Consider the following 25,999-nt stretch of genomic DNA (forward strand, 5'->3'; position numbering starts at 1 on the left):
AGCGGTGTGAAAGCCACCCGCTATCTGGAGATCGCCGACGAACTCGCCGGAGAGCTGGCCGCGACCCCGCCCGGCACCCGGGTCGCCAGCGAACACGACATCGCGGCCCGGTTCGGCGTCGGCCGCGCGGCCTCGCGGGCGGCTCTCCAGGAACTGGAACGCCGGCTGGTGGTACGCCGGGTGCAGGGCGCGGGCACCTTCGTCAACCGCCGCATCGACTACGTCATCTCGCGCGATCGCCGGCCGTCGTTCAGCGCCACGGTCCGCGACGCGGGTGCGGTCCCGCGTTCGCTGGTACGAGTGGCCGAGCGGATGCCGTCACCCCCCGAACTCGCACCGGTCCTGGAGGTGGCGACCGGCACGCCGGTGCACCACGTGATCCGGCTCGACTACATCGACGACGTGCCGTCCGGCTGGATCCAGCAGTGGATCCCGGTGGAGATCGCCGCCGACCTGGACCTGGCGCTGCGCGCGGTGGAATCGCTGGAACTCACCCTGCGTCAGCTGGGCCGCGTGCGGCCGGTGCGATCCTGGTGCCGGGTCAGCCTTGACGTCCCGCCACCGGCGATCCCGGTCGAACTCGGCATCGGCCACGGAATCCCGTTGTGGCACATCGAAAGTCTGAGCCGCGACGCGGACAGTCGCCGCCCGCTCGTCTACAGCGAGGCCTGGAACCGCACCGACAGACTGCGCGTGGTGGTCGAACTCGGCGACGAAGGCCCGCCGGACGCCGATCCCCGGCAATAGCCACGTACGAGGCCCGCTCGGTTCAGCTGCCCGAGACCGAGGTCAACGCCCGGTCCAGGATCTCCAGTGCGGTGGTCACCTCGCTGGTGGACGCGGTCAGCGGCGGAACCAGGTGCAGGCGATTGGCGTTCACCATCGGCAACAGCCCACCTTCCCGGCAGGCCGCGACGATCCGGCCGATGGTGGCCGCGTCCAGCGGTTCCCGGGTGGCCGGGTCGGCGACCAGTTCCACCGCCCAGAACGCGCCCACGCCCCGGGCCTCGCCGATCCACTCGTGTTGTTCCGCGAGCCGGGCCAGGCCAGGTCCGAAGACCTCCTTGCCCAGCGCCGCGGCGTGCTCGACCACCCGGTCGTCCTCCATCGCCCCGATGGCGGCGACCGCGGCCGCGCACCCCAGCGGATGACCCGAGTAGGTCAGGCCACCGGGATACACCGTGCCGGCGAAGGTCCGATAGATCGGATCGCTGATCGCGACGCCGCCGAGCGGCACATACCCCGAGTTCACCCCCTTGGCGAAGGTGAGCAGGTCCGGGACGATCGGCCCGTGTTCGGTGGCGAACCACTTCCCGGTGCGGCCGAAGCCCGCCATCACCTCGTCGGCGATGTACACGATTCCGTGCCGGTCGCACAGTTCCCGCACCCCGCGCAGGTAGCCGGGCGGAGGCACCATGATGCCGGCGGTGCCGGGCACCGATTCGAGGATGATCGCGGCAATGGTGGCCGGGCCCTCCAGCTCGATCACCCGTTCCAGATGTTCCAGCGCGCGCCGGCATTCCTCCTCCTCACCGGTCGAGGAGAAGGCGCTGCGGTAGCTGTACGGGCCGAAGAAGTGCACCACGCCCTGGGCCGCCTGGTCGTTGGCCCAGCGCCGCCAGTCGCCGGTCACGTTCACCGCGAGCTGGGTGCCGCCGTGGTAGGAGCGGTACCGCGACAACACCTTCGGCCGGCCGGTGTGCAGCCGGGCCATCCGGATGGCGTGCTCGTTGGCGTCGGCGCCGCCGTTGGTGAAGAAGATCCGGTCCAGGCCCTCGGGGGTGTGCGACGCGATCAGCCGCGCGGCCTCGGACCGGGTGCCGTTGACGTAGCCGGGCGCCACGGTGGCGAGAACGGCCGCCTGCTCCTGGATCGCCCGCACGATCCGCGGATGCTGGTGCCCCAGGTTGGTGAACACCAGCTGTGACGTGAAATCCAGCAGCTTGGCATCGTTCTCGTCCCAGATGTACGAGCCCTCAGCCCTGGTGACGACCATCGGGGTCCGGCCCTCCTGGGCCAGCCACGAATGGAAGACGTGCCGCTGGTCCAGCTCGTAGGCGCGAGCGGCGTCCTTGGTGAGGGTCTCGAAGTCAGACATTTCGTGGGAATCCCAGGTTCAGGCCGCCCTCGGGGCGGTTCGACGGATCGATCCAGCGGGTCGTGACCACCTTGGCACGGGTGTAGAAGTGCACACCCTCGGGACCGTAGGCGTGCGAGTCACCGAACAGCGAGGCCTTCCAGCCGCCGAACGAGTAGTAGCCCACCGGCACCGGGATCGGCACGTTGATGCCGATCATGCCGACCTGGATGTCCTGCTCGAAGCGCCGGGCCGCGCCGCCGTCGTTGGTGAAGATCGCGGTGCCGTTACCGTACTTGTTGGCGTTGATCAGCGCCACCGCCTCGTCGTAGGTGCCGACGCGGACCACCGACAGCACCGGTCCGAAGATCTCCTCGGTGTAGATGTCCATGTCCGGCGTGACGTTGTCGAACAGGGTGGGGCCCAGCCAGAAGCCGTCCGCGCCGCCGCGCGCCCGCACCTCGCGGCCGTCGACCACGACCTTCGCGCCGGCCTTCTCCCCGGATTCGATGAAGCTCGCCACCTTGTCCCGGTGCGCGCGGGTGACCAGCGGACCCATGTCCGCCTCCTTCTCCGCGTAACCCTTGGTGCCGTCGCCGACCACGACCCGGTTGGTGCGCTCGGCGATCTTGGCGATCAGTTCGTCGCCGATCGGATCGACGGCGACCAGCACCGAGACCGCCATGCAGCGCTCGCCGGCCGAGCCGAAGCCGGCGTTGACCGCGGCGTCGGCGGCCAGGTCCAGGTCGGCGTCGGGCAGCACGACCATGTGGTTCTTGGCGCCGCCGAGGGCCTGCACCCGCTTGCCGTTGCGGGCGGCGTTCTCGTACACGTACCGCGCGATCGGGGTCGAGCCGACGAAGCTGATCGCCTTGATGTCCGGGCTGGTCAGCAGCGCGTCGACCGCGGTCTTGTCGCCCTGCAGCACGTTGAACACGCCGTCGGGCAGGCCCGCGTCCTGCCACAGCCTCGCCAGCCACAGTGCCGCCGACGGATCCTTCTCCGACGGCTTCAGCACCACGGCGTTGCCCGCGGCCAGCGCGATCGGGAAGAACCACATCGGGACCATGGCCGGGAAGTTGAACGGGCTGATGATGCCGACCACGCCCAGCGGCTCGCGGCGCGAGTGCACGTCGTGCCCGGTGGAGACGTTCGGCGACTGCCCGCCCTTGAGCAGATGCGCGATGCCGGTGGCGAATTCGACGACCTCGAGGCCGCGGGCGATCTCGCCGAGCGCGTCGGAGTGCACCTTGCCGTGCTCGGCGGTGATCAGCTGCGCGAGTTCGTCCTTGCGCGCGTTGAGCAGCTCGCGGAACGCGAAGATCACCTGGGTGCGGCGGGCCAGCGAGGTGCCGGCCCAGCCCGCGGCCGCCCGCACGGCCGCGTCGATGACGGCCTGCGCGTCGGCCTCGTTCGCCAGGGCGACCCGGCCGCTCACCACGCCGGTGGCCGGATTGGTGACATCCGCCCAGTTGTCGGCGGTTCCCGTGAATTCGGCGCCATCCACCCAGTGGACGATCGGATTGCTCATGAGCGGGCTCTCTCCCTGTATCGCGAGACATCGCGCGGACGGTCCTACCGTGCTCGATTGTCGTCGGCCGCGGGCCGCGGCGCGAGAGACAGACTGTAGGATCGGATCCCGATATTCCGACAGTATGCAGGCCGGTGTTCGATTGCTGACAATTCGCGATGTACTCCGCATGCCGGTGCTGCGGGCCGGTGGGGCCGAACTGGTCGCCGGCCGGTCCGGTGCCGGGGGCCAGGTGCGCTGGGTGCACGCCACCGAACTCGCGGACGTGGCACCCCTGTTGCGGTCCGGTGACCTGGTCCTCACGACCGGTATCGCGCTGCCGGGCAGCCGGTCGGGCCTGGACGAGTTCGTCGCGAGCCTGGTGGCCCGGGGCGTCGCGGGCCTGGTCGTGGAGCTCGGCCGGCGCTGGACGGCGGTACCCCACCCGCTCGTGCTGGCCTGCGAGTCGCGCGGGCTGCCGCTGATCGTGCTGGCCCGGGAGACCAGTTTCGCGGCGGTGACCCAGTCGGTGGGGGAGCGCATCGTGGAGGAACAGCTCGAGGAACTGCGCGAGGCGCAGCGGGTGCACGACACCTTCACCGAATTGAGCATCGCCGAGGCGGGCCCGGCTCAGATCCTGGACGCGGTGCAGCAGTTGTCCGCCGCCGCGGTGGTCCTCGAGGACGAGCAGCACCGGGTGGTCGACTATCGCTCCGGCAGCGCCGATATCGCCGGTTTCCTCGCCAACTGGCAGGCCCGTTCGCGCGCGGTCGAGACCACCAGTCGCACGCTCTGGCACGAGGCCGACGGCTGGCTGGTGACCCGGCTGGGCCGCCGTGACCGTGGCTGGGGCCGGCTGGTGCTGCAGGTGCCCGGCCCGCCGCCGCAGCGGCTGATCGCGATGATCGAGCGGGCCGCGGCCGCCCTGGCCATGTACCGGCTGCACGACCAGAACCGCAGCGGGCTCGTCCGCCGCACCCACCACGAACTGCTGCTGGCCGTCCTGACCGATCCCGACGCTCCCGATCTGCCTCAGCGCTGCGAACTGCTGGGCCTGCCGGTGACCGGCCGGGTCTTCGTCGGGGTGGCCGTGCGCCCGGTGCTGCCGATGGACCGGCCCGGCGGCCCGCCGTCCTCGCTGGCCGACGACGTGATCGCCGCGCTGGTGCGCGCCGCGCACGAATCGGCCGTGCCCGCCCTGGTCGCGACGGTCGAGGGGGAGATCCGGGCCCTGCTGTCGATCGCCGCCGACGCCGACGCGCGCGCGATCGTCGACGAACTGGCCGAGCGGGTGGCCCGCCGGCAACCGGTGGTGTTCGGCGTCGGCCGGACGGTGACGCGGATCGATCTGGCCGACCGTACCTTGAAGGAGTCCCGGCACGTGGCCGAATCGGTCCCGCAGGAGGCCGCGGACCGGCTGGTCCACCGCATCGACGACGTGCACGTGCGCGGTCTGCTGACCGTGCTCGGGGACGACGAGCGGCTGAGCCTGTTCGTCGATCGCGAGCTGCGCCCGCTGCGCGAGTACGACCAGCGCTACGCGGGCGACCTGATGGCCGCGCTGCGTGCGCTGCTGCGCTACCCCGGCAACAAGTCCGAGGCCGCCGCCAGTCTCAGCATGTCCCGCCCGGCGTTCTACGACCGGCTGGCGAAGATCGCCGCGCTGCTGCGCGTGGATCTGGACGATCCCGACATCCGGGTGTCCCTGCATCTGGCAGTGATAGCCGACGAGATGCTACACCGCCCGTAGCCGGGCCGAATCGGGTCGATAACGACCGGTTGATCCATTGTCACAGAACGGTTTCCGTCGTTGTGGCCACCGGCGGCGTCGTGTTGTCTGAAGATCTGCCGAGCTTCCGGACGGTAGTACTTCCGGGCGGCAGTACCGGAAGGAGAGGTGCCGCGTGACGACTGCGCCGGCTACCGGGTTCCAGGCCCGGCGAATCGTGGAGAGTGCCGCCGCGTTCTGCGGCGCGGTGGTGGCCGGGATGTCGTTGATGGTCCCGCTGGACCCGCGGATGATGGGCAACACCTCGGCGCTGGAGGTCAGCCTGACGGTGCTGAACGCGCCGCGCTCGGCGGCGGCCGGCGCGATGCTGGCCGTCGTGGCGGCCGTCTACGTGGTGATCTTCGGCGCGCGGGTGGCCTGGAGCGCCTCGTTCGCGTGCGCCCTGGTGCTGTTGATCTGCGCGGCCGTCGTGGCGGGCTCGGTGAGCAGCGGCTCCCTGGCCATCGTCAACTTCATCGAATGCGTGATGGCGGGCATCCTGATCGGCGCCCTGGCCGCGGCGACGCTGCGGCGGCCCGGGGTCGGCACCGCCTACACCGTCGGCATCCTGTCCGGGATCGTCATCGGTGATCAGCTCCAGACGCCGCAGGCCGGCGAGACGGTGTCGCGCTGGCGCTGGGTACTGGCCGGCGCCCCGCCGCTGGGGGTGTCGATCCTGGCCGTGGCGCTGCTCGGCGCGGGCCTGTACTGGCATCGCAATCAGGCGCCGATCGTGCCGGAGAGCACCGTGATCAGCAATATCCCGCTGGTGCCGATCTTGGCCGGCGCGCTGATGCTCAGCGTGGTCACGACCACCTCGGAATGGACCGCCCGCTACGAGCTGGGCGCCGCCGGCATCATCGGCGGCGTCGTGGCGCTGGCCGGGGCGGCGGTGGTCGCGGCCCTGCTGCTGCCGGGCCGCGACGGCACCCTGATCCTGCTGGCCACCGCGCTGGCCGCGGCCGGCAGCGCGGTGGTCGCGGTACCCCATCCGAGCTGGACTTGGCCGCTGACGATCGTCATCGTGGCGCTCGGCTTCCTGGCCGGTCGCCGCCGGTCGATGCCGCTGGTCGCCGCGGGGCTGACCGTCGCCCTCGCGGTCTACGCCGCGTTCACCTGCGGCATCGCCCACACCTATCTCTTCCTGCCGGCGATCGGTTGTGTCGCAACGGCATTCGTGCTCGGCTACGGTTTCGGCGCGGCCGTGCCGCACACTGTCTCGGGCATGGTGCTGGGCATCGTGGTGCTGGTGGCGCCCTGCATGATCGTGGCGTTGCGCGGGCAGGAGAACGGTACGGTCGGCTACTCGCCGAGCTGGTACCGGGATCCGAACGCTACCGAGGGCCTACTGCCGCCGGTCACGGCCATCGCGCTCACGTTCGCGTGCACGCTCGGGATCCTGCTGATCCACCAGCTGCGGCCGGTCACCGTGGGCCATGTCCAGCGGCTGCCCGGCCGGGCGCCGGGCGGCAAGTTCGCCTAGACGACGGGCCGGTACAGCGCGGCCGCCGCGGCGGTGGGCGCCGACCGCAGGCTGTCGCGTTCCCGGGCCAGCAACCGGCCGACGTGCCGGTGGATACCCAGCACGCTCGCGGCGCTGGCCTCGGCGATCAGCGCGCGGGCGTGCGCGTCGTGCGCCGAGCCCGGGTGGTACAGCGTGTCCCGGGTGAAGGTGGTGTGCCCGGCGTCGTCCTCGACCAGCCGATATCGCAGGCCGACGCCGAGGGTCTCCTCCACCAGCAGGGAGTCCCGGCCGTATTCCTGTGCGACGCACCGCCACACCAGATGGTGTTCGGTGCCGTCGTCGAGTTGCCCGAATTCGTAGACGATGTCATCGACCCGATAGGGCCGCTGGGTCACCCCGGCGATGCCGTGACTCGACACGTGCCATTCCGGCCAGAACCTGGCCTGGGTCACGAGATCGAACACGGCGTGGGCCGGGGCGTCGAAGGTGACGGCATTGCTGTCGCCGACGATCCAGGTGTCGTAGTCGGACATCGGCTACCGTGGGCCGGCCTTGTAACCGACCCCGCGCACCGTGACGACGATCTCCGGATTGTCCGGATCCTTCTCCAGCTTGGCGCGCAGTCGCTGCACGTGCACGTTGACCAGCCGGGTGTCGGCCGAATGCCGGTACCCCCAGACCTGTTCCAGCAGCATCTCGCGGGTGAACACCTGATTCGGCTTGCGGGCCAGGGTGACCAGCAGATCGAATTCGATCGGCGTCAGCGAGATCATCCGCTCGCCGCGGGTGACCTTGTGCGCCGGCACGTCGATGTCCACGTCCCCGATGGTCAGCTGCTCGATCGGCTCGTCGGTGGCGCGCCGCAGCCGGGCCCGGACCCGGGCGATCAGCTCCTTCGGCTTGAACGGCTTGGCGACGTAGTCGTCCGCGCCGGATTCCAGGCCGACGACCACATCGATCGTGTCGGTCTTGGCCGTGAGCATCAGGATCGGCACATTGACCGATTCGCCGCGCAGGGTGCGGCAGACGTCTACGCCGTTCATTCCCGGCAACATCAGATCCAGCAGCACCAGATCGGGCCGCAGATCGCGGACCGCGTCCAGCGCCTGTGCGCCGTTGTTGATCGCGTAGGGCTCGTATCCCTGTTTGCCCAGCACGATGGTGAGCATTTCCGTCAGTGCCAGATCATCGTCGACGATCAGGATCCGCGGTTTCACCTGACGGTCGCGATTGCGATCCGGCCCGGCGTCGATCGCGGTGCGGATCTGCGGGCGATGCGTGATGCGGATGCTGCCGCGGGCGAGATCCTCGACCGGTCGCGGTTCGGTCGCGGTCCGCAGCATCACATCGGGACCTGCCGGTTCCGCGGTTTCCGCGTACTTCGTGTAATCCGGTAGATACCGGGGCGTGCCGGGACGGATTTGTTGACTCACACCGACTCCATTCTGTCTGCCGCGCTTCGTATCGGGTCATTCCCTCCGTACCCGGACCGGCGGTGGCGAATATGTCCAGGTCGTGACCGACGCTAGTTTCGTTACCCGAGTTCAGGCAACCTCCGGCGATACAAAACACGTCCGGAGCGGTTATTTGATCCCGAGTCGTTACTTTATTTCGACAGAAATGATATTCGGTGGATCAATTCCGTACCGATAGTACGGCAAATGATGGGCAAATCATGGTAGCCCGGTAGCGTCGGTTTCGTGCGCGCGGTACGCGACGTCCTCGACACGATCACCGTGTGGTCCGCGGCCGCGGTCGCCGGACTGACGTTGACGATCCCCCTGAAATCGGCCTGGATGGCTCACGACCGGCCGCTGCAGGTGAATCTGATGCTCTTCGACGTCCCCCGGGCGACCGCGGCCGGTTCGTTCGCGGCGGTGATCGCCGCGGCGGTGACCGTCACGCTCGGCAACACCGCCGGCCGGATCGGCGCGATCGTCGCGGCGCTGGTGCTGGTGGTGGACCGGCTGCTGTTGCGGACCGCCGGCAGCGAGGTGCTGTCGACGCTGAACTACCTGGACTCGTTCTTCGGCGGCCTGCTGCTGGGCGCCGTCGGCGCGGTCGCGTGGCGGCGCCGCCGGACCGCCGCCGCCTATCTGTTCGGCGGGCTGCTCGGCGCCGAACTCGGTGATCTGGCCGAGTCGCCGGCCGACAAGGGCGGCATGTCGCCGAGCGATCTGGTGGTGTTGCAGGCGCCGTCGGTGTTCGCGGTCGCCGCCGTGGCGGTGCTGCTGGTGGTGAGCATCGCGATCCACCGGCACGGCACCGAGTCGATCAGCAGCCCGCTCGGGCTGATCCCGATGGGACCGATCCTGGCGGCCGGGATTGCCATTCCCGGGGTGCTGTGGACCTCGGAGTGGCTGGTCCGCTCGGGTGACCGGGTGCCGGTAACGGTCACCGCCGTCGTCCTGGTGGTACTGGCCGCCGTCGTGGCCGCGGTGGTGCTCCCCGGCCGGGAGGGTATACCGCTGTTGCTCGCGGTGGCGTTCTCCGCGGCCGGCAGCACCCTGATCCTGGTGCCGCGGCCGGACCGGGCGCTGCCCGTGCCGATCGCGGCGCTGGCCCTGGGCCTGTACGCCGGGTACCGGCGGCCGTCGCCCGGGGTGGCGGTCGTGCTGGTGATCGCGCTCGCGCTGGCGGGCAGCGCGGCCCCGATCGCCGAGCCGCGCGGGTTCCTGCTGCCCGTGCTCGGTTGCGGCGCCGCGACTTTCGTCGTCGGATATTGTTTCGCGTCCGCCACGCCGCTGTATCCGACCAGCATCGTGCTCGCGCTGTCGGTGCTGGTGGTGCCGTCGGCGGGAATGGCCATGCGCGGGCGGGACTTCGGGCGGCTGGCGTACTCGCCGTACTGGTACCGCTCCACCGACGTGTCGCACCAGTCGGCGCCGGGGCTGGTCGCGGCGGGCGTCGCGGCCGGTTGCGGGCTCGGTGTCGCACTGATCGATCGGTGGCGCGCACCGGGGTCGCTGGCCACGGTCCGGCACCGGCACTCGCGTCAGCACATCCGTCGCGGAAACGATGAGCAATCTTTTGGCAAATATCGCCGAACCGGTGTGCTGCCATCGAATTTCGGCCTCGGCGACCCGCCCTCGGACCCGCTCGGAGATACCTCGCGGGAGGGGTAACGGCGGGGTTTCATGAGGGCTACCACAATGCATCGAGCCATGTACCGCGACGATGCCCGGTGTTAGGTTCGACAACGAAGCTCGTCGAATCCCCTGAAAGGCAGCACCTCCGGCAGTACATCCGAACCGGGTCGATCGGCCGCGCAATTGTGCGGGCCACGGAACCCCTCTCGATGTCACCGTGCACGGGCCGACGACGGTCCGAACGTCCACATCCGCATTCTTTGCACGATCGGAGTTCCGGATGAACGATAACGATTTTTCCGTCGTCATCGCGGCAGCGCTGCCCGTGAGTTTCCCGGGCCGGATCACGCGGTCGTTCGAGCGTCCGGATGCGCCGCTGTCATGAGCACGTCGAAGACTGTCGCGACGGTCGCGGCACTGCTGGACGCGGTGGAGCGCCGGTTCGATGTGATCGAGGTGCTGGGCACGATCTGCGGGGTTCCCCGGATCACGCTGGCCCCGGGGGTGACGCTGACCGGCGGGACCCTCTGCTTCGGCGGCAAGGGAGTGCGCCTGACCTGCGACAACATCCTCGACGACGTCGCCGTCGTGACGCCGGTCGACGAGGTCGCGGTGTACAACGACCTCGAGATCGAGGATTTCGGCACGTTGTGGCTGCGGCAGGTGCGCACCGTCGGGCAGGTCGCCTTCACCGTCGGCGGTCGCGTGCGCGGCGGGCACCTCCGGGTCGAGGGCCTGCGCGTCGACGAGGCCGATGTGCGCGGACGGGCCGACCGGCCGTCGGGCTACGGGGTGGAGACCATCCAGGGCGCGTTCACGCTGTGGAATCGCAGCGCCGACCCGGAGGTGGTCGTCACCGCGGATCTGCTCGACATCGGCGCCGGCACCGCCGAACATCCGATCCACGGGTGCGGGGTCCTGGTCTGCGGCGTTCCCGGTGGCGGCACGCTGGGCGTGAAACGGTTGCGCACCAACGAGATCCACGCCGACGGTCATATCCCGCCGACGACCACCGATCTGATCGGGGGTGGCCTGCTGGTGCTGTCCGGCGCCCAGATCGGGCAGGTGGTGGCCGCCGGGCCGGTGACCACCTACGGCCACAACGATCTCGCCTTCGACAACTGGGGCGAGGTGGCGCAGTGGACCGTGCAGGGCCCGGTGATGTCGAAGGGCACCGGCGGCAGCGGATTTCGCAACCGAGGGGCGGTCACCCGGCTGGAATTCCTGGGACCGCTGGAGACGTTCGGCCACCGGGCGACCGGATTCGATCTGGAATGCGGGTCGATGGGGGAGGCGACCTTCACCACCATCGTCACCCACGGCGACGGGTCGATCGGCGCCCGAATCGGTTGCCGGCTACGGCGTCTGGAGATCATCGAGACGTTGTGCACGCACGGCGGCGAGGCGTTCGCGGGCCATTACCCGGACCAGTCCCCGCCGACGGCCTCGGCCCTGCGGATCGATCCGGGCAGTGCGATCGAGGCCCTGTTCGTCGGCGGCGAAATCCACACCAGCGGCGACGGTTTGGCCACCCTGCACGTCGACGGGATCATCGGCGCGCTCGCGGTGGGTGGCGAGATCCGGGCCACCGGAAGGGGTTCGGACGCGGTGCGTTCCGAGGAACACATCCCGGGCCTGGAGGATGTCACGCTGATCTCCCACCACGGATCGCGGTTCGTCCTGCAACGCGAAACCTGGGCGGATGCCGACAATCCGGCCGGACTCGCGACCGCGACTCCGCCGGGCGCGCACGGTGGCGACGGACTCGGCGGCGGCCGCCGGAACCTCGCGCCGCGCCCGCCCACGGTCACCGACACCGAGGCCGGCGAACCGACCCAGCGGCAACCGGTGTGAGCGGCCGGGCGTGACGCCGCACCGGTGGACCGTCCGGTGACCCGCGTGACTTGTCGGTGCCCGGGTCTATGGTCGTGAGCCGAGACCGAAGGAGGCTCGAATGGCCGAGGTGCGGACCTACCCCGCTGGTGTGACGTCGTGGATCGATGTGGAATGCGGTGATGTCGAGGCCGCGAAAACGTTCTACGGCAACCTGTTCGGCTGGACCTTCACGGACGCGACGCCGCCGTCCGCACCCTCGCGTTACGTCATCGCACAACTGGACGGCGCGGACGTCGCCGGAATCGGCGGTCCCGCCGACCCGGCGGCGGGCTCCGGCCCGGCGCGGTGGAACACCTACGTCGCCGTCGACGACGCGCAGGCGGCCGCCGCGCTAGTGGTGGCGGCCGGTGGGTCCGTCGTCACGCCGCCCGCCCCCGCCGGTGAGGGCGGGATCTCCGCGGTCTGCGCGGATCCGGCCGGTGCCCGGTTCCGACTGTGGCAGGCCAAGCGGAGGCCGGGGGCGCAGCTCGTCAATGTGCCCGGGGCCTGGAATTTCAGCAATCTCCACACGGCCGACCCGGCCGCGGCGCGGGCCTTCTACACCGAGGTTTTCGGTTGGTCGATCGATGACCTCGGCTTCGCGACGATGATCCGCCGCCCCGGGTACGGTGACCATCTCGCCGCGACCGTCGACCCGGATATCCGCGAACGCCAATCCGGTGACATGGTGCCGCCGGGCTTCGCCGACGCGATCGGCTGGGTGGCGCCCCTGCCGCAGGGGGAGGCGCCGCATTGGCATGTCGCGTTCACCGTGGCCGACCGCGACGAAACCGCTTCTGCCGCCGCGCGTCTGGGCGGCGTCGTAGTGTCGGCCGCCGACACCGGGTGGACCAGGGACGCTGTCGTCCGCGATCCGCAGGGCGCGACGTTCACCGCGAGCCAATTCACGCCGCCGTCCTGAACGAGCAAGCGCGGCCGCGGAATCCGAGGTTGCGGCCGCCGCTTTTCCCAGCGGCTACTTCTTGCGGCCGACCCCGGCGAGGACGCAGCGGCGGACGGGTGACAGCGGTTCCAGATGCGGCCCGGTAGGCCACCAATCGTCGGCGGCGACCAGACCGGGCGGCACCATTTCCAGATCGCCGAACATCGCCTCGATCTCCGGCAGGGTACGAAAACGTCCGCTACCCATCGGGCTGTGGATGAACTTGTCCTCCATTTGCTCGGCCAATTCGGTCAATTCGGGCACCTCGGGATCGTGGAAATGGCAGATCGCCACGTAGGAGCCGGGTGCGAGCGCATCGATGTAGGTCTGCATCAATGCCGCCGTATCGTCGCCGAGATAATGGTGCAGAGTTCCGATCTGGAACAGCGCGACCGGACTGTCGAAATCCAGTTCGTCCCGGATGATGTTGTGACCGAGGACTTCCAGCGGCCGGAAGATGTCGGCGGTGACGATCGAGGTGTCCGGGTTGTCCTCCAGCAGCGCCCGGGCGTGGGCCAGCACCATCGGGTCGTTGTCGACGTAGACGACCCGCGCGGCCGGCGCGATACGCTGCACCACCTGATGGGTGTTCTCCGCGGTCGGCAGGCCGGAGCCGAGATCCAGAAACTGCCGGATACCGGCCTTCTGCACGAGGAATCTCGCCGCCCGGATCAGGAAATCCCGGTTGGCGAGGGCCAATTCGGCCGCGCCCGGCGCCACTTTCTTGACGTTCTCGAAGACCTGGCGATCGATCTCGAAGTTGTCCTTGCCGCCGAGGAAGGCATCGTAAACTCGCGCGATGCTCGCTCGCGAGATGTCCACCCCCACGGGCGCGACGCTCGGATATGTGACCGGCGATTGCGATGACATCGGGAACTCCCCTGGCATCTTCTGTTGCGACATTGCTGTCAAGTCTCGCGCATCTCCGGCTTTCGCGCGGAACTACCGCCGACATTCCCGGAGGTTGTGCGCCCGCTGTGCGGAACATGAGGCCCTCCGATCACGGATCGCGACGGCGACCGGTCCGGAATCACGATCGGTACAACCCTGGTGCGCGAGCCGCGGCACGGTGAGGATGGGTCGCTGTTCCCGGTAGGACCGCGACATGGAGGACATCGATGAGCCGTGCGAGCCTGGCCGCGATCACCGGCGAGGTGCTGGTTGGCGCCCTGATTCCCGAGCGGTACCGCGTGGACCGTTCGGGGCACGTCCCGGGGGGCGCGCCTGCGGTGCTGGTACGCGCGGCCGACGTCGACGACGTCCGACACGCGGTGGGATACGCTGCCGAACAAGGACTTTCGGTGGTCGTACGTGGGGCGGGCACCGGACTCGCCGGTGGCGCCTGCGCGGGCGCGGGCACCCTCGTGCTCGATGTCACGGGCCTCGACCGCATCCTGGAGATCGCCCCCGCGGACGAGCTGGCCGTCGTGCAGGCCGGCGTCTCGGCGGCCGTACTCGACACCGCCGCAGCCGAATTCGGCCTCCGCTACGCCCCGGATCCGGCGAGCGCGGCGATCTCCACGATCGGTGGCAACATCGCCACCGCCGCGGGTGGACTGCGCTGTGTGAAGTACGGGGTCACCGCCGACGCGGTGCTCGGGCTGAGCGTGGTGCTCGCCGACGGCCGGCTGCTGCACACCGGCCGGCGCACCGTCAAAGGTGTTGCGGGGCTGGATATCACCCGTCTCTTCACCGGATCGGAGGGCACCCTCGGCGTGATCGTGGCCGCGACGGTCCGGCTACAGCCCGTCCCGGTCGACACCGTCACCGTCGCAGCGAGTTTCGCCGATGTGACCGATGCGGCCGCCGCGGCGTCGGCGGTGATCGCGGCCCGGGTACGGCCGGCGCTGCTGGAACTGCTGGACGAGGCGTCGCTGCGGGAGGCACGGGATCTGCTCGGCATCGAGGAGCGTGCGGCGGGGGCCTTCGTGGTCGCGCAGACCGACGGTTTCGGCGCCCGCGCCGAGGCTCGGCTGGTCGCGGATACGTTCCGGCAGTTCACTTCCCGGGTCGAGGTGGGCACCGACCCCGCGACCGCCGATCAGCTGCTGGCAGTCCGGCGGGCCGCCCTGCCCGCACTGGAACGCCACGGCCGAGTGCTGATCGAGGACATCGCTGTACCACGCTCGGCCATCGCGGCAGCGGTACAGCGGATCACCGAGATCGCGCGGCGGCACGACAGCCGCATCCACACCTTCGGTCACGCCGGCGACGGCAACCTGCACCCGATCATCGTGGTACCCGCCGACGACCCGGCCGCCGAGGGCCGCGCCACCGCGGCCGCCGACGAGATCTTCGCCACCGCACTGGAACTCGGGGGCACCATTACCGGCGAACACGGCGTCGGTGTCCTCAAGCGCCGGTGGCTGGAACGCGAACAGGGCACGGCGGCACTGGAAGTCCAGCGGTCGATCCGCCGTGCGCTGGATCCCGCCGGATTGTTCAACCCGGGCAAGGTTTTCTGAGCCGGGCGGGGCAGAGTCTAGGCCACGGTGGGCCGTTGGTGCTGAGGATGCAGGGCGAGCGCGGCGGTGCCGGTCCGGCGGGCCGCGGTGGCCGGTGGCGGGGTGTGAGGTGGGGTGTGCGGCTTTGTTTGGGGGCGGGGTTTGGTGTTGGGGCTGCTTGGGGGTGACGGGCTGTGTTTTTGGCCTCCGCTTCGCTCCGGCGGGTTCGCGGCCCTGCGGGCCCGATCCTTCCCTCCTCCGGCTCCTCCGCTTCGCTCCCCCGCCTCCGTCAGTCCAGGATCGGACCGGGCCGCGAACAGGAGCGCTACCCCTGCGTATCGGTGACCGACACCCAAGGTGCGGGTTACGGCTGCGGAAATGGTGACCGGGTCCTGGGGAGTGGAGTACACACGGCTGCGGAAATGGTGACCCGGCCCCGGCAACAGGGGCACGTGCGGCTGCGGAATGGTGACCGGATCACGGCGAGTGGGGTACGTACGGCTGCGTAACGGTGACGGGGTCGCGGGGAGTGGGGTACGTACGGCTGCGGAACGGTGACCGGGCCACGGGGAGTCGGGTACGTACGGCTGCGGAAATGGTGACCGGGCCCCGGCAACAGGGGCACGTGCGGCTGCGGAATGGTGACCGGATCACGGCGAGTCGGGTACGTACGGCCGCGAAACGGTGACCGGGCCACGGGGAGTCGGGTACGTACGGCCGCGAAACGGTGACCGGGCCACGGGGAGTCGGGTACGTACGGCCGCGAAACGGTGACCGGGCCACGGGGAGTCGGGTACGTACGGCCGCGAAACGGTGACCGGGCCACGGGGAGTCGGGTACGTACGGCCGCGAAACGGTGACCGGGCCACGGGGAGTCGGGTACGTACGGCCGCGAAACGGTGACCGGGCCACGGGGAATGGGGTACGTACGGCCGCTAAGGGGTGACCGGGCCACGGGGGAGTCGGGTACGTACGGCTGCTGATGGTGACCCGGCTACGGGGAGTGGGGTGCGTGCGGCTGCTAAATGGTGACCGGGTCACGGGGAGTGGGGTACTTGCGGCGGCGGAAAGGGTGATCGGAGGGGGTGCTGATGCGGTGAGTCTGCTGGGTGGCATGGTGGTGTGGCGGGGTCGGTTGTGCTGTGGAGCGGCCGTCGTGGGCTCAGTGCGTATTCGCGCCTGCGACCGGGCGATCCGGTTCCGAGCTCCACTGTGACCAGGAGCCCGGGAACAGTGCGCCGTTGATGCCGAGGATGCGCAGGGCGGCGAGGTCGACGGCGGCGGTGACGCCTGAGCCGCAGTAGGCGCCGACCTGGTCCGCGCCCTTTGTCTCGGCGAAGATGTTCTCCAATTCCGCGGCGGGACGGAAGAATCCGTTCTCGTCGAGGACCGAGGCGCTGGGGACGTTGCGGGCGCCGGGGATGTGGCCGGGGACGCGGTCCACCGGTTCCACCTCGCCGCGGAAGCGCTCCGGGGCACGGGCGTCGAGCAGGACCCCGGTGGTGGCGAGCGCGGCGGCCTCGTCGGCGGTCAACGTCGGCGCCGCACCGGAATACAGGTCGGGGTAACCGATCTCGACATCGCCGACCGTGGGCTCCTCGGTCCCGGTGGCGAGTGCGTGACCCCCGGCGATCCACGCGGCCAGGCCACCGTCGAGGATCCGCACCTCGGTGAGCCCGGCGGCGCGCAGCACCCACCAGGCGCGCGCGGAGCCGGCGCGATTCCAGTTGTCGTACACCACGACCGGGACGTCGCGGCGCAGGCCCCAGCGCCGGGCCGCCGCCTGCAGGGCCGCGCCGGCGGGCAGGGGGTGGCGGCCGCGGCCGGTCACCTCGTGATCGGACAGTTCGGTGTCCAGGTCCACGTAGACGGCGCCGGGAATATGGCCCGCCGCGTACGCCTCCCGGCCGTCGGGGCGGTCCAGCTGCCAGCGGACGTCCAGCACGCCGGTCGGGGTCCCGCTGCCGAGCCGCTCGGCGAGCTCGGCGGCCGTGATGAGAGTGTCCGGGCGGGAAGGCATTACGCGACTCCTCGAAGCTGTCGGTCGGATGTGGGACGGTAGTGCGCGGCGATCGCCGCGACAGCGGTGGCCTCGATACCGCTGCCCAGCCCGCGCCGGGCCACCAGCCGGACGTCGACCGAGCCCATCGCGGGCAGGCCGCGCACCTCGGCGACGCCGTCGGGGATGGCGGTGTGGAAGGGTAGCAGGGCGATGCCGAGTCCGGCCCGCGCCGCGGCCAGCACACCGTCCAGACTGCCGGATTCGGCGGTCACCGACACCTCGAACCCGATCTCCGTGAGCCGCTGCACCGCGCGGCGGCGCAGCCCGCACGGCTCCTCGAAGGCCACCAGCGAGATCGGGCCCGGCACCGCCGGCGGCTGCCAGTGCGGTCCGGCCACCCAGCGCAGGCCCAGTGTGCCCACCTCGGTGCCGACCGGGTCGCCGTTACCGCCGAGCACCACCGCCAGATCCAGGGTGCCCTTCAGCACGGCGTCGGTGAGCGCGGTGGACCGTTCGATCCGGAAATGCAGATATACGTCCGGATAGGCCGCCCGCAGTACGCTCAGCAACTGCGGCAGCAGCCCGTCGGCGGCGTGTTCGGTCGAGCCGATGGTGATGCGCCGCGGATCCGCCGGCGCGAACCGGGCCAGCACGCTGTCGTGCGCGGCCAGCAGCTTCCGGGCCTCCACCACCAGGCGTTCGCCGTCGGCGGTGAAGCGGGAGCCGCGGCCGTCCTTCTCCACCAGCGGGAGTTTGAGCCGGCGCTCCAGCAGCCGCACATGCTGGCTGACCGTCGGCTGGCTCAGGTGCAGGGCGTCGGCGGCGCGCCGGAAACCGCCGGTTTCGGCGATCGCCACCAGCGTGCGCAGATGGGTCAGATCCAGGGGTTCCGGCATGGTCGAATTCTCGTCCGCTCACGCCGCCGCGAAACCCTTGCACTCAGGCAGATCCGAAAGTACCGATCGGACTTTCCGTTATCGGTTGCTATCGGCGAAATTTATCTATAGGGCTGATTCGAAATATGTTGCCGCCCTGCGGAGCTCCCTAACATTGCGTCCTGCATCGAGCGAGCAGACCGGAAGAGGACCCTCATGACCGTCGATCCCGCCCCGGCGGACGTGCCCGCCACCGCCGCCGCGGAGGTGGAATTCATCAGCCTCACCCACACCAATCCGTCCACCGAACTGAACCCGCTGCCCAGTCGCGGGATCGACCTCGCCTTCGTGCGCCGCTACGTGCGGACGCTGGAGGACGGCGGATTCGACGCCACCCTGCTGCCCTACGCTTCGAACAGCGCGGATTCGTTCGTGCTGGCCTCGGCGGTGGGGCAGCTGTCGGAACGGCTGAAGCCGATCGTGGCGGTACGCCCGAACACGGTGTTCCCGACCGTCGCCGCCCAGCAGCTGGCGACGCTGGATCAACTCACCACGGGCCGGGCGGTGGTGCACCTGATCTCCGGTGGCAGCGACACCGAACAGGCCAGGCAGGGCGATTACCTGGACAAGACCGAAAGATATTCGCGCACCAGCGAATTCATCGACATTCTGCGCCGGTCCTGGACCGAGACCGCGCCCTTCTCGCACGCCGGCGCGCACTACCGGTTCGACGGGTTCGGTCCGGGCTTCCCGCCCTACGCAGGGCCGATCCCGATCTCCATCGGCGGGCAGTCCGATGCCGCCTTCGAGATCGGTGGCGCGCAGGCCGACATCTTCTCGTTCTGGGGAGAACCGCTGGCGGACATCAGGTCTCAGATCGATCGGGTACACGGCATCGCCGCCGCGGCCGGCCGCGCCGACCGGCCGCGGATCTGGGTGACGTTCCGCCCCATCATCGATCGCACCGAGGACCTGGCGTGGTCGAAGGCGCAGGAGTACGTCGAGCGGATCGCCCGCACCTTCCAGGAGGCCACCCACCGGTTGGGCTTCAAGGGCGAACCGCAGAACGTCGGCTCCCAGCGCGCACTGGACTTCGCCCGGCGCCAGGAGGTCTACGATCGCGCCCTGTGGACGCGCACCGCGGCGGCGACGAACGGTAACGGCGCGTCCACCGCTCTGGTCGGCACCCCGGAGACGGTTGCCGCGGCCATCGTCGACTACATCGATCTGGGGGCGAGCCTGGTCTCGATCCGCGGTTACGACACCCTCAACGACGTCGTCGACTACGGCCGCTACGTATTGCCGCTGGTCCGGCAGGAATTGGCGCACCGCAAGGCCACCGGCCGCCGTGGCAGCCTGCAGGCCGACCATCCCGGCGCCCTCGCGACGGCGGGCCACCAGTGAGCACCGCCACGGATCATCAGGTCCTGACCGTACCCGATCTGTCCGAGCCCGCGCTGACCGCGCTGACCACCGAGATCGCCGCCACGGCAAGGGAATACGATCGCAGCGGGGCGATTCCCGAAGCCGGTCTGGCGGCCGCGCACCGCGGCGGCTACCTCACCGCGACGGTCGCCGCGCGATACGGCGGCCCCGCCGTCGACCCGATCGGGCTGGCGCGCATCCTGATCGCCCTCGGCGCGGGCGATCCGTCGGTGGCGCTGATCGCGGCCAACAACCTCAACACGCATCAGACCCAGGCCGCGCACGGCATCTGGCCCGACGACGTGTACACCGACCTGGTGCGCCGCTCGGCGGTGGCCCCGGCGCTGGTGAACGCGATCCGCGCGGAGCCGGAACTGGGCGCGCCCGCGCGCGGCGGACTGCCCGCCACGGTCGCCCGCCGCACCGCCGACGGCTGGATCCTCAACGGCCGCAAGACCTTCGCCACCGGCGGCACCGCACTGGCCTATCACGTGGTGTGGGCCGTCACCGACGAGAACCCGCCCCGCGTCGCGCATCTGCTGGTACCCGCCGACGCACCCGGCATCACCTGGCACGAGACCTGGGACCACCTGGGTCTGCGCGCCTCCAACACGCACGACGTCGAATACGCCGATGTCCCTGTGCCATCGGCGAACTTCGCCGAGATCCCGTTCACCGACGGCGTGTACCGGGATCCGGCGGTCGCGGCGGGCCCGACCTCCTTCGGGCACGTCGCGCTCTACGTCGGTGTCGCTCGCGCGGCGCGCACCGCCTTCGCCGATTTCGCGCGCACCCGGATACCGACCGCGCTGGGCCGCCCGATCGCCGAGACCGAGCGCATCCAGACGGTGGCGGGCGAGATCGAGGCGCAGATCGTGCAGGCGGAGACCCTGCTCTTCGGCACGCTCGCCCTGCTGGCCGCGGGCGAACCGCCCGTGCCGCATCGGCTTTCGCTGATCAAGGCGCAGATCGCCCGTTCGGTGGTGGCGGCCGTGCAGACCGCCGTCGCGGCGCTGGGCAACGCGGCCCTCACTCGGCACAACGACCTGGAACGGCACCTGCGCGACGTCCTGTGTGTGCGGGTGCACCCGCCGCAGGAGGACGCCGCGGTCCTGGCCGCCGGCCGCGCCGTCCTACGTCCGGCTCCCTGACCTCCCGCCCCGTCCGCGAAACCGTCACCGCGCCTGCGAAGTCCCGGCGCGGTCACGAAACCCACACCGCGACAACCGTTGTCACCGAACCGGGGTGCCACCCCGCCCGAACCGAGGAACTGCTTCCGCGATGAACATCACCACGCGTGCCACCCGCCGCCGGCGGATCGGACGACGAGCCGCGGCCGCTGCCGCCGCCGCGCTGACCCTGCTGGCCGCCGCCTGCGGCAGCGGCGGTGACCAGGCCAGCGGTCCCAGCGGCGAGGGCAAGGACCCGGTCCGCGGCGGCACTCTGAACATCGCCTTCTGGCCCGACAACACCGCATTCCTCTGCATCGACCCGTTCCAGACCTACTGGATCGAACATCGTTCGCTGATCCGCAATTTCGCCGATTCGCTGACCGACCAGAACCCGGACACCGGCGAGATCGTGCCCTGGCTGGCCACCAAGTGGGAGATCAGTCCGGACGGCCTGGACTACACCTTCCACCTCCGCGACGGCGTCACCTTCGCCGACGGCGCCCCTCTGGACGCCACGGCCGTGAAGACGAATTTCGACGCCTTCCAGGATCTGGTGCGCAGTTCCGGCGGAACCGCGTTCGGCGCGAGCTACATCGTGGGCCTCGACAACACCACGGTCGTCGACCCGAGCACGGTGCGTTTCCACTTCATCCAGCCCAATGCCTCCTTCCTGCAGGCGACTTCGACCACGAATCTGGCGCTGCTGTCGCCCGCCTCGTTCCGGAAGACCCCGGCGGAGCGGTGCAAGGGTGACATCGCCGGCTCCGGCCTGTTCACCCTGGACAAGTACGTGCCGGAGCAGAGCGTCACGCTCAGCCGCCGGGCCGGCTACCACTGGGGTTCGCCGCTGAGCAAAAACACCGGCGAGGCCTACCTCGACAAGATCCAGGTCAGCTATGTCGCGGAGGACAGCGTCCGGACCGGCAACCTGGTCAGCGGCCAGATCGATGTCGCCTGGCCGCGCAGCCCGTTCAGCGTCGAGGACCGCACACTGATCACCGCCTCGGGTGCGTACCTGAAATCGCGTCCGCTGCCCGGTGTGTCGTACACGTTGTGGTCGAACGTCTCCGACGGACATCCGCTCGCCGACGATGCGGTGCGGCAGGCGCTGTACCGCGCGGTCGACCTGAAGACCTACGCCTCGGCCGTCTACGGCCCCGACTATCCGGTCGTCGCGGGTCATTTCGACAGCACCACACCGTATTTCAGCAGTCAGGCGGCCAAGCTGGCCTACGATCCCGAGGCTGCCGCACGGATCCTCGACGCCGCCGGCTGGAAACTGACCCCCGGTGAGCAGTACCGCAGCAAGGACGGTAAGCGGCTGTCGGTGCAGTTGGTACTGACCACCCACGGCCCCGGCGCGGACCTGTTCCAGGATCAGCTGCGCAAGGTCGGCATCGAGGTCCAGCAGAAGATCGTGACCGCGGCCGAGCGCACCGCCGTCGTCGCGAACAACCAGTACGACCTGATCGAGAACTACTTCACCCGCGCGGATCCCGGTGCGCTGCAATTCATCCTGAACGAGCAGCTGGCGAACTCGAAGGCGATGGCCCGCGCACTGCAGAAGCCGGACACCGCCGTGCGGGTCCGGGACCTGCTGAACTCGGCCGGGCAGGCCACCGACGAGAATCGCCGCAAGCAGATCTACGCGGATCTGCAGAGCCGGCTCCTCGACGAGGGTGTCGGCCTGCCGTTGTACGAGCGGGTGCAGTACGTCGGATTGCGCAACAAGGTCAACGGATTCCGGTTCACCTCCGAGAGTTTCCTGACGCTCAACGACGTCTGGATCCAGCCGTGACGTTGCTGCGCTACATCGCGGGCCGGGTGGCGCAGGCGGCCGTGGTGTTGTGGGCGGCGTTCACGGTGACCTTCGTGGTGCTCTACCTGCTGCCGAGCGATCCGGTCTCGATCCAGCTCAGCGCCGCGGGTATCGAACCGGATTCGCTCACCGGGCCGCAGTTGTCCGCGGCGAAGGCGAAGTACGGACTGGATCGGCCGCTGCTGGAACAGTATTGGACGTCGCTGACCGGCGCGCTGCACGGCGACTTCGGTCTCTCGATCGCCAAGGGCGTGCCGGTGGGCCATCTGATCGGTGCGCGGATCGGCGGCACCCTGGTACTCAGCGCCTTCGCCGGCCTGCTCGCCGTCCTGCTGGGCACCGGGCTCGCGTATCTGGCCGCCTTCGTGCGGATCCGCTGGCTGCACCTGCTGCTGGACCGGGTGCCGGCGCTGGGTGTCGCGATTCCGGGCTTCCTCGTCGGGCTGGTGCTCATCCAGTACTTCTCGTTCGATCTGGGCTGGCTGCCGTCCTCGGGCAGCGGCGGCTGGAAATACCTTGTGCTGCCGGTGATCACGATGGCGCTGCCGACGGCGGCGCAGCTGGCCCAGGTGCTGGGCCGCAGCTTCGAGCAGACGCTGACCGAGCAGTACATCGTGACCGCGCGGGCCAAGGGCCTGTCCCGCGGCGCCGTGCAGTTGCGGCACGCGTTCCGCAACGCGGCGCTGCCCGCGCTCACCATTCTCGGTCTGCTGGTGGGCGTCACGGTGACCAGTTCGATCGTGGTGGAGAACGTGTTCAACCGCAACGGGATCGGCCGACTGGCGCAGGACGCGGTGCTGGCCAAGGACGTTCCGGTGGTGCAGGCCATCGTCGTGATCGCCGCGGGCGGTTTCGTACTGGTGAATCTGATCGTGGATCTGCTCTACCCGCTGCTGGATCCGCGCATCACCCACATCGCGAAAGCCGAGGTGAGCTGAATGGCAACCGATCTCACGGCCGCCACCGCACCGGTGCTGCCCCGGCCCGGCGCCGATCGTCCGGCCGGACCGGGCCGGGCCCGGCCGTCGCGCCGGCGGGGGATTCCCCCGGTGGTGCGCCGCGTGGCCCGGCGGCCGGGCTTCGTGGCCTCGATCCTTCTGGTGTCGTTCGTGGTCGTGGCGGCCTTCGCGCCGCGGGTGTTCACCTCGCGGGACCCGTATGCGACCGCGCCCGCGCTGCGGCTGCGGCCGCCGAGCGCCGCGCATCCCTTCGGCACCGACGACGTCGGACGCGATCTGTGGACGCGCACCCTCTACGGGTCCGAGCTGACCGTCAAGGCGGCGTTGATCGCGGTGGGCATCGCGCTGATCGGGGGCCTGACCCTGGGCCTGCTGTCCGGATTCTTCGGCCGCTGGGTGGACACCGTGATCATGCGGGTGGTGGACGTGCAGCTCGCGATACCCGGCCTGCTGTTCGCGCTGGCCATCGTGACCGCGCTGGGTTTCGGCACCGTCCCGGTCGCGATCGCGGTGGGGGTGGCGAGTGTGCCGGCCTTCGCCCGTACCACCCGCGCCGAGGTGCTGCGGGTGAAGACGCTGCCGTACGTCGAGGCGGCGCGGGCCGGTGGCGCGGCCTGGCCGCGGGTGCTGCTGCGGCACGTGCTGCCGAACTCGTGGGGCCCGGTGTTGTCGCTGGCCGTTCTCGATTTCGGGACCACCATCATCTACGTTGCGGCACTGAGCTTTCTGGGCTTCGGCGCGGCGCCGCCGCGCGCGGAGTGGGGGTCGCTGGTCTCGGGCGGGCGCAATTTCCTGATCACCGCGCCCTGGGTGTCGCTGGTGCCGGGTGCGGTGGTGGTGCTGACGGTGCTGGCGCTCAATCACATCGCCAAGTCCCTGCCGGAGGTGCGCCGATGACCGCGCTCGCCACCGGCGGAACCCACACGGCGACCACCGATTCCGAGGTCGCGCCGGTCGTCGCGATCACCGGTCTGTCGGCCGGGTACCTGCGCGACGGCAGCGTCGTGCCCGCCGTCCACGACCTCACCCTGCGGGTGCGGCCGGGCGAGATCGTGGCCCTGGTGGGCGAATCCGGCTCGGGCAAGTCGACCACCGCGCACGCGATCATCGGCCTGCTGCCGGACAACGCCCGCATCACCGGAGGCTCGATCGCCGTGCGCGGTACCGAGGTGGTCGGCGCGTCCGAGCGAACGCTGCGCGGACTGCGCGGTTCCACCGTCGGCCTGGTGCCGCAGGATCCGATGGTGGGTCTCAACCCCACCCAGCGGATCGGGCAGCAGGTCGCCGAGGCGGTCCGGCTGCGCGGCGTGCGCGGCCCGGCGGTCGCCGCCGAGGTGCGAGAGTTGTTGCACCGGGCCGGATTCGACGATGCGGACCATCGGCTGAGCCGGTACCCGCACGAACTGTCCGGCGGCCAGCGGCAGCGCGTGCTGATCGCGATCGCCCTGGCCGGCGAGCCCGATCTGATCATCGCCGACGAGCCGACCAGCGCCCTCGACGTCACGGTGCAGGCCCGCATCCTGGATCATCTGGAATCCCTGGTGCGTGACAGCGGTACCGCGTTGCTGATCATCACGCACGATCTCGCGGTCGCCGCGGACCGCGCCGACCGCGTGGTGGTGCTGCGCGACGGCCGCGTCGTCGAATCCGGCACGCCGGCCGAGATTCTCGTGGACAGCGCGGACCGCGACCCCTACACCCGGCGGCTCGTCGCCGCGTCGCCGGCGCTGGCCTCCGGCGGCGACCTCGAACCGCGTTACGCGACAACACTTCCGGACGACACCGCCGCACCGATCCTGGAACTGCGCGGCATCCGCAAGGAGTTCCGCACACCGCGCGGGGTGCCGAATGTGACCGCCCTCGACGATCTCTCGGTGCGCGTGGATCGTGGCCGCACCCATGCGATCGTCGGTGAATCCGGTTCCGGCAAGTCGACGGCGCTGCGCATCGCGATGGGTCTGGCGGCGCCGACCGCCGGTTCGGTGCGTTTCGACGGCACCGAGATCACCGGGCGGTCCTGGCGCTCGCTGCGACCGCTGCGGCGGCGTTTCCAGCTGGTGCAGCAGAATCCGTACGCTGCCCTGGACCCGCGATTCTCGGTGCGCGACAGCATCATCGAACCGCTGGTGTCGTTCGGGGTGGGCAGCCGCGCCGATCGCCGCGCCCGCGCGGACGAGTTGCTGGACCGGGTGGCCCTGCCGCGGGCGTTCGGCGACCGCCTGCCCGCGGAACTGTCCGGCGGGCAGCGCCAGCGGGTCGCCATCGCCCGCGCTCTGGCCCTGGAACCCGAACTGGTCCTGCTCGACGAACCGGTGTCGGCCCTGGACGTCTCGGTGCAGGACCAGATCCTGACCCTGCTCACCGACCTCCAGCGGAATCTCGGCCTGACCTATCTGTTCGTCTCGCACGACCTCGCGGTCGTCGCCCGGGTCGCACACACCGTATCGGTCCTCCGCAACGGCCGAGTGGTCGAATCGGGTTCGGCCGCAGCGATTTTCCGCGATCCCGCCGACGACTACACCCGCCGGTTGCTGGCCGCCGTCCCCGGCCGCCGCACCGCCCGCTGATCACCGTAC

20 protein-coding genes are annotated in these 25,999 nt (G+C 70.2%); 13 read left to right on the plus strand and 7 right to left on the minus strand.

What is annotated here, in order from left to right; translation table 11 throughout:
* The first annotated feature begins 6 nt into the window (after nt 1–6).
* Complete coding sequence (locus NRB56_RS21390) at nt 7–747, plus strand: GntR family transcriptional regulator (protein WP_319943308.1); 741 nt, start codon at nt 7–9, stop codon at nt 745–747.
* A gap of 22 nt (nt 748–769) precedes the next feature.
* Here NRB56_RS21390 and NRB56_RS21395 read toward each other — a convergent pair whose 3' ends face one another.
* Both NRB56_RS21395 and NRB56_RS21400 read right to left on the minus strand, forming a co-directional pair.
* A complete protein-coding gene (locus NRB56_RS21395; protein WP_153344882.1) occupies nt 770–2,098 on the minus strand; it encodes an aspartate aminotransferase family protein in 1,329 nt (442 codons plus the stop codon).
* Nucleotides 2,091–3,608 (minus strand): CoA-acylating methylmalonate-semialdehyde dehydrogenase, encoded by a 1,518-nt coding sequence (locus tag NRB56_RS21400; RefSeq protein WP_153344884.1) that lies wholly within the window; start codon nt 3,606–3,608, stop codon nt 2,091–2,093. The genes NRB56_RS21395 and NRB56_RS21400 overlap by 8 nt, the downstream gene beginning before the upstream one ends.
* A 169-nt stretch (nt 3,609–3,777) precedes the next feature.
* On the opposite strand from NRB56_RS21400, the gene NRB56_RS21405 reads away from it, so the two are divergent.
* Both NRB56_RS21405 and NRB56_RS21410 read left to right on the plus strand, forming a co-directional pair.
* Nucleotides 3,778–5,337, plus strand: a complete 1,560-nt coding sequence (locus tag NRB56_RS21405) for a PucR family transcriptional regulator (RefSeq protein WP_153344886.1) — start codon at nt 3,778–3,780, stop codon at nt 5,335–5,337.
* A 154-nt stretch (nt 5,338–5,491) separates the two neighbouring features.
* Nucleotides 5,492–6,838, plus strand: a complete 1,347-nt coding sequence (locus tag NRB56_RS21410; RefSeq protein WP_153344888.1) for a hypothetical protein — start codon at nt 5,492–5,494, stop codon at nt 6,836–6,838.
* Here NRB56_RS21410 and NRB56_RS21415 read toward each other — a convergent pair.
* Both NRB56_RS21415 and mtrA read right to left on the minus strand, forming a co-directional pair.
* On the minus strand, nt 6,835–7,353 hold the full coding sequence (locus NRB56_RS21415; RefSeq protein WP_153344890.1) for an SRPBCC family protein: 519 nt from the start codon (nt 7,351–7,353) through the stop codon (nt 6,835–6,837). The genes NRB56_RS21410 and NRB56_RS21415 overlap by 4 nt on opposite strands.
* Before the next feature lie 3 nt (nt 7,354–7,356).
* A complete protein-coding gene (gene mtrA, locus NRB56_RS21420) occupies nt 7,357–8,037 on the minus strand; it encodes an MtrAB system response regulator MtrA (RefSeq protein WP_319943356.1) in 681 nt (226 codons plus the stop codon).
* Nucleotides 8,038–8,520: 483 nt separating this feature from the next.
* On the opposite strand from mtrA, the gene NRB56_RS21425 reads away from it, so the two are divergent.
* The 3 genes from NRB56_RS21425 (at nt 8,521) to NRB56_RS21435 (ending at nt 12,706) form a co-directional block, all read left to right on the plus strand.
* Nucleotides 8,521–9,945, plus strand: a complete 1,425-nt coding sequence (locus tag NRB56_RS21425) for a hypothetical protein (protein ID WP_153344892.1) — start codon at nt 8,521–8,523, stop codon at nt 9,943–9,945.
* Between the two features lie 345 nt (nt 9,946–10,290).
* The gene (locus tag NRB56_RS21430; protein WP_153344894.1) at nt 10,291–11,763 is read left to right on the plus strand and encodes a hypothetical protein; all 1,473 of its coding nucleotides are present in this window, start codon (nt 10,291–10,293) and stop codon (nt 11,761–11,763) included.
* Nucleotides 11,764–11,863: 100 nt separating this feature from the next.
* A complete protein-coding gene (locus NRB56_RS21435; RefSeq protein ID WP_153344896.1) occupies nt 11,864–12,706 on the plus strand; it encodes a VOC family protein in 843 nt (280 codons plus the stop codon).
* A 54-nt stretch (nt 12,707–12,760) separates the two neighbouring features.
* Here the strand turns inward: NRB56_RS21435 and NRB56_RS21440 are convergent, their stop codons facing one another.
* On the minus strand, nt 12,761–13,597 hold the full coding sequence (locus tag NRB56_RS21440) for an SAM-dependent methyltransferase (protein ID WP_153344898.1): 837 nt from the start codon (nt 13,595–13,597) through the stop codon (nt 12,761–12,763).
* A gap of 248 nt (nt 13,598–13,845) precedes the next feature.
* Here NRB56_RS21440 and NRB56_RS21445 point away from each other — a divergent pair, with 248 nt between their 5' ends.
* Nucleotides 13,846–15,192 (plus strand): FAD-binding oxidoreductase, encoded by a 1,347-nt coding sequence (locus tag NRB56_RS21445; protein WP_153344900.1) that lies wholly within the window; start codon nt 13,846–13,848, stop codon nt 15,190–15,192.
* 1,141 nt (nt 15,193–16,333) lie between these two features.
* Here the strand turns inward: NRB56_RS21445 and NRB56_RS21450 are convergent.
* A complete protein-coding gene (locus NRB56_RS21450; protein ID WP_153344902.1) occupies nt 16,334–17,191 on the minus strand; it encodes a sulfurtransferase in 858 nt (285 codons plus the stop codon).
* The gene (locus tag NRB56_RS21455; RefSeq protein WP_153344904.1) at nt 17,191–18,069 is read right to left on the minus strand and encodes a LysR family transcriptional regulator; all 879 of its coding nucleotides are present in this window, start codon (nt 18,067–18,069) and stop codon (nt 17,191–17,193) included. The genes NRB56_RS21450 and NRB56_RS21455 overlap by 1 nt, the downstream gene beginning before the upstream one ends.
* A 195-nt stretch (nt 18,070–18,264) precedes the next feature.
* Here NRB56_RS21455 and NRB56_RS21460 point away from each other — a divergent pair, with 195 nt between their 5' ends.
* The 6 genes from NRB56_RS21460 (at nt 18,265) to NRB56_RS21485 (ending at nt 25,990) form a co-directional block, all read left to right on the plus strand.
* Nucleotides 18,265–19,452, plus strand: a complete 1,188-nt coding sequence (locus tag NRB56_RS21460; RefSeq protein WP_153344906.1) for an LLM class flavin-dependent oxidoreductase — start codon at nt 18,265–18,267, stop codon at nt 19,450–19,452.
* A complete protein-coding gene (locus NRB56_RS21465) occupies nt 19,449–20,624 on the plus strand; it encodes an acyl-CoA dehydrogenase family protein (RefSeq protein WP_319943309.1) in 1,176 nt (391 codons plus the stop codon). Before NRB56_RS21460 ends, NRB56_RS21465 begins: the two co-directional genes overlap by 4 nt.
* A 130-nt stretch (nt 20,625–20,754) precedes the next feature.
* Entirely contained in the window at nt 20,755–22,443 is a 1,689-nt protein-coding gene (locus tag NRB56_RS21470; RefSeq protein WP_153344908.1) for an ABC transporter substrate-binding protein, read from the plus strand.
* Complete coding sequence (locus NRB56_RS21475; RefSeq protein ID WP_319943310.1) at nt 22,440–23,402, plus strand: ABC transporter permease; 963 nt, start codon at nt 22,440–22,442, stop codon at nt 23,400–23,402. Before NRB56_RS21470 ends, NRB56_RS21475 begins: the two co-directional genes overlap by 4 nt.
* Nucleotides 23,403–24,320: an ABC transporter permease gene (locus NRB56_RS21480; RefSeq protein ID WP_153344910.1), complete on the plus strand. Its 918-nt coding sequence runs from the start codon at nt 23,403–23,405 to the stop codon at nt 24,318–24,320. It abuts the gene before it with no gap.
* Nucleotides 24,317–25,990 (plus strand): dipeptide ABC transporter ATP-binding protein, encoded by a 1,674-nt coding sequence (locus tag NRB56_RS21485; RefSeq protein ID WP_153344912.1) that lies wholly within the window; start codon nt 24,317–24,319, stop codon nt 25,988–25,990. Before NRB56_RS21480 ends, NRB56_RS21485 begins: the two co-directional genes overlap by 4 nt.
* Nucleotides 25,991–25,999: the final 9 nt, after the last annotated feature.

It is taken from the genome of Nocardia aurantia (genome assembly GCF_009604425.1).
GTDB classification, from domain to species: Bacteria; Actinomycetota; Actinomycetes; order Mycobacteriales; family Mycobacteriaceae; genus Nocardia; species Nocardia aurantia.

What these genes read in the sequence shown, in the direction of transcription:
- NRB56_RS21415 (WP_153344890.1), bottom strand. Translation starts at nt 7,353, where the DNA reads ATGTCCGACTACGACACCTGGATCGTCGGCGACAGCAATGCCGTCACC.
- NRB56_RS21400 (WP_153344884.1), bottom strand. Translation starts at nt 3,608, where the DNA reads ATGAGCAATCCGATCGTCCACTGGGTGGATGGCGCCGAATTCACGGGA.
- NRB56_RS21440 (WP_153344898.1), bottom strand. Translation starts at nt 13,597, where the DNA reads ATGTCATCGCAATCGCCGGTCACATATCCGAGCGTCGCGCCCGTGGGG.
- NRB56_RS21395 (WP_153344882.1), bottom strand. Translation starts at nt 2,098, where the DNA reads ATGTCTGACTTCGAGACCCTCACCAAGGACGCCGCTCGCGCCTACGAG.
- NRB56_RS21470 (WP_153344908.1), top strand. Translation starts at nt 20,755, where the DNA reads ATGAACATCACCACGCGTGCCACCCGCCGCCGGCGGATCGGACGACGA.
- NRB56_RS21460 (WP_153344906.1), top strand. Translation starts at nt 18,265, where the DNA reads ATGACCGTCGATCCCGCCCCGGCGGACGTGCCCGCCACCGCCGCCGCG.
- NRB56_RS21480 (WP_153344910.1), top strand. Translation starts at nt 23,403, where the DNA reads ATGGCAACCGATCTCACGGCCGCCACCGCACCGGTGCTGCCCCGGCCC.
- NRB56_RS21435 (WP_153344896.1), top strand. Translation starts at nt 11,864, where the DNA reads ATGGCCGAGGTGCGGACCTACCCCGCTGGTGTGACGTCGTGGATCGAT.
- NRB56_RS21455 (WP_153344904.1), bottom strand. Translation starts at nt 18,069, where the DNA reads ATGCCGGAACCCCTGGATCTGACCCATCTGCGCACGCTGGTGGCGATC.
- NRB56_RS21430 (WP_153344894.1), top strand. Translation starts at nt 10,291, where the DNA reads ATGAGCACGTCGAAGACTGTCGCGACGGTCGCGGCACTGCTGGACGCG.
- NRB56_RS21405 (WP_153344886.1), top strand. Translation starts at nt 3,778, where the DNA reads ATGCCGGTGCTGCGGGCCGGTGGGGCCGAACTGGTCGCCGGCCGGTCC.
- NRB56_RS21450 (WP_153344902.1), bottom strand. Translation starts at nt 17,191, where the DNA reads ATGCCTTCCCGCCCGGACACTCTCATCACGGCCGCCGAGCTCGCCGAG.
- NRB56_RS21445 (WP_153344900.1), top strand. Translation starts at nt 13,846, where the DNA reads ATGAGCCGTGCGAGCCTGGCCGCGATCACCGGCGAGGTGCTGGTTGGC.
- NRB56_RS21485 (WP_153344912.1), top strand. Translation starts at nt 24,317, where the DNA reads ATGACCGCGCTCGCCACCGGCGGAACCCACACGGCGACCACCGATTCC.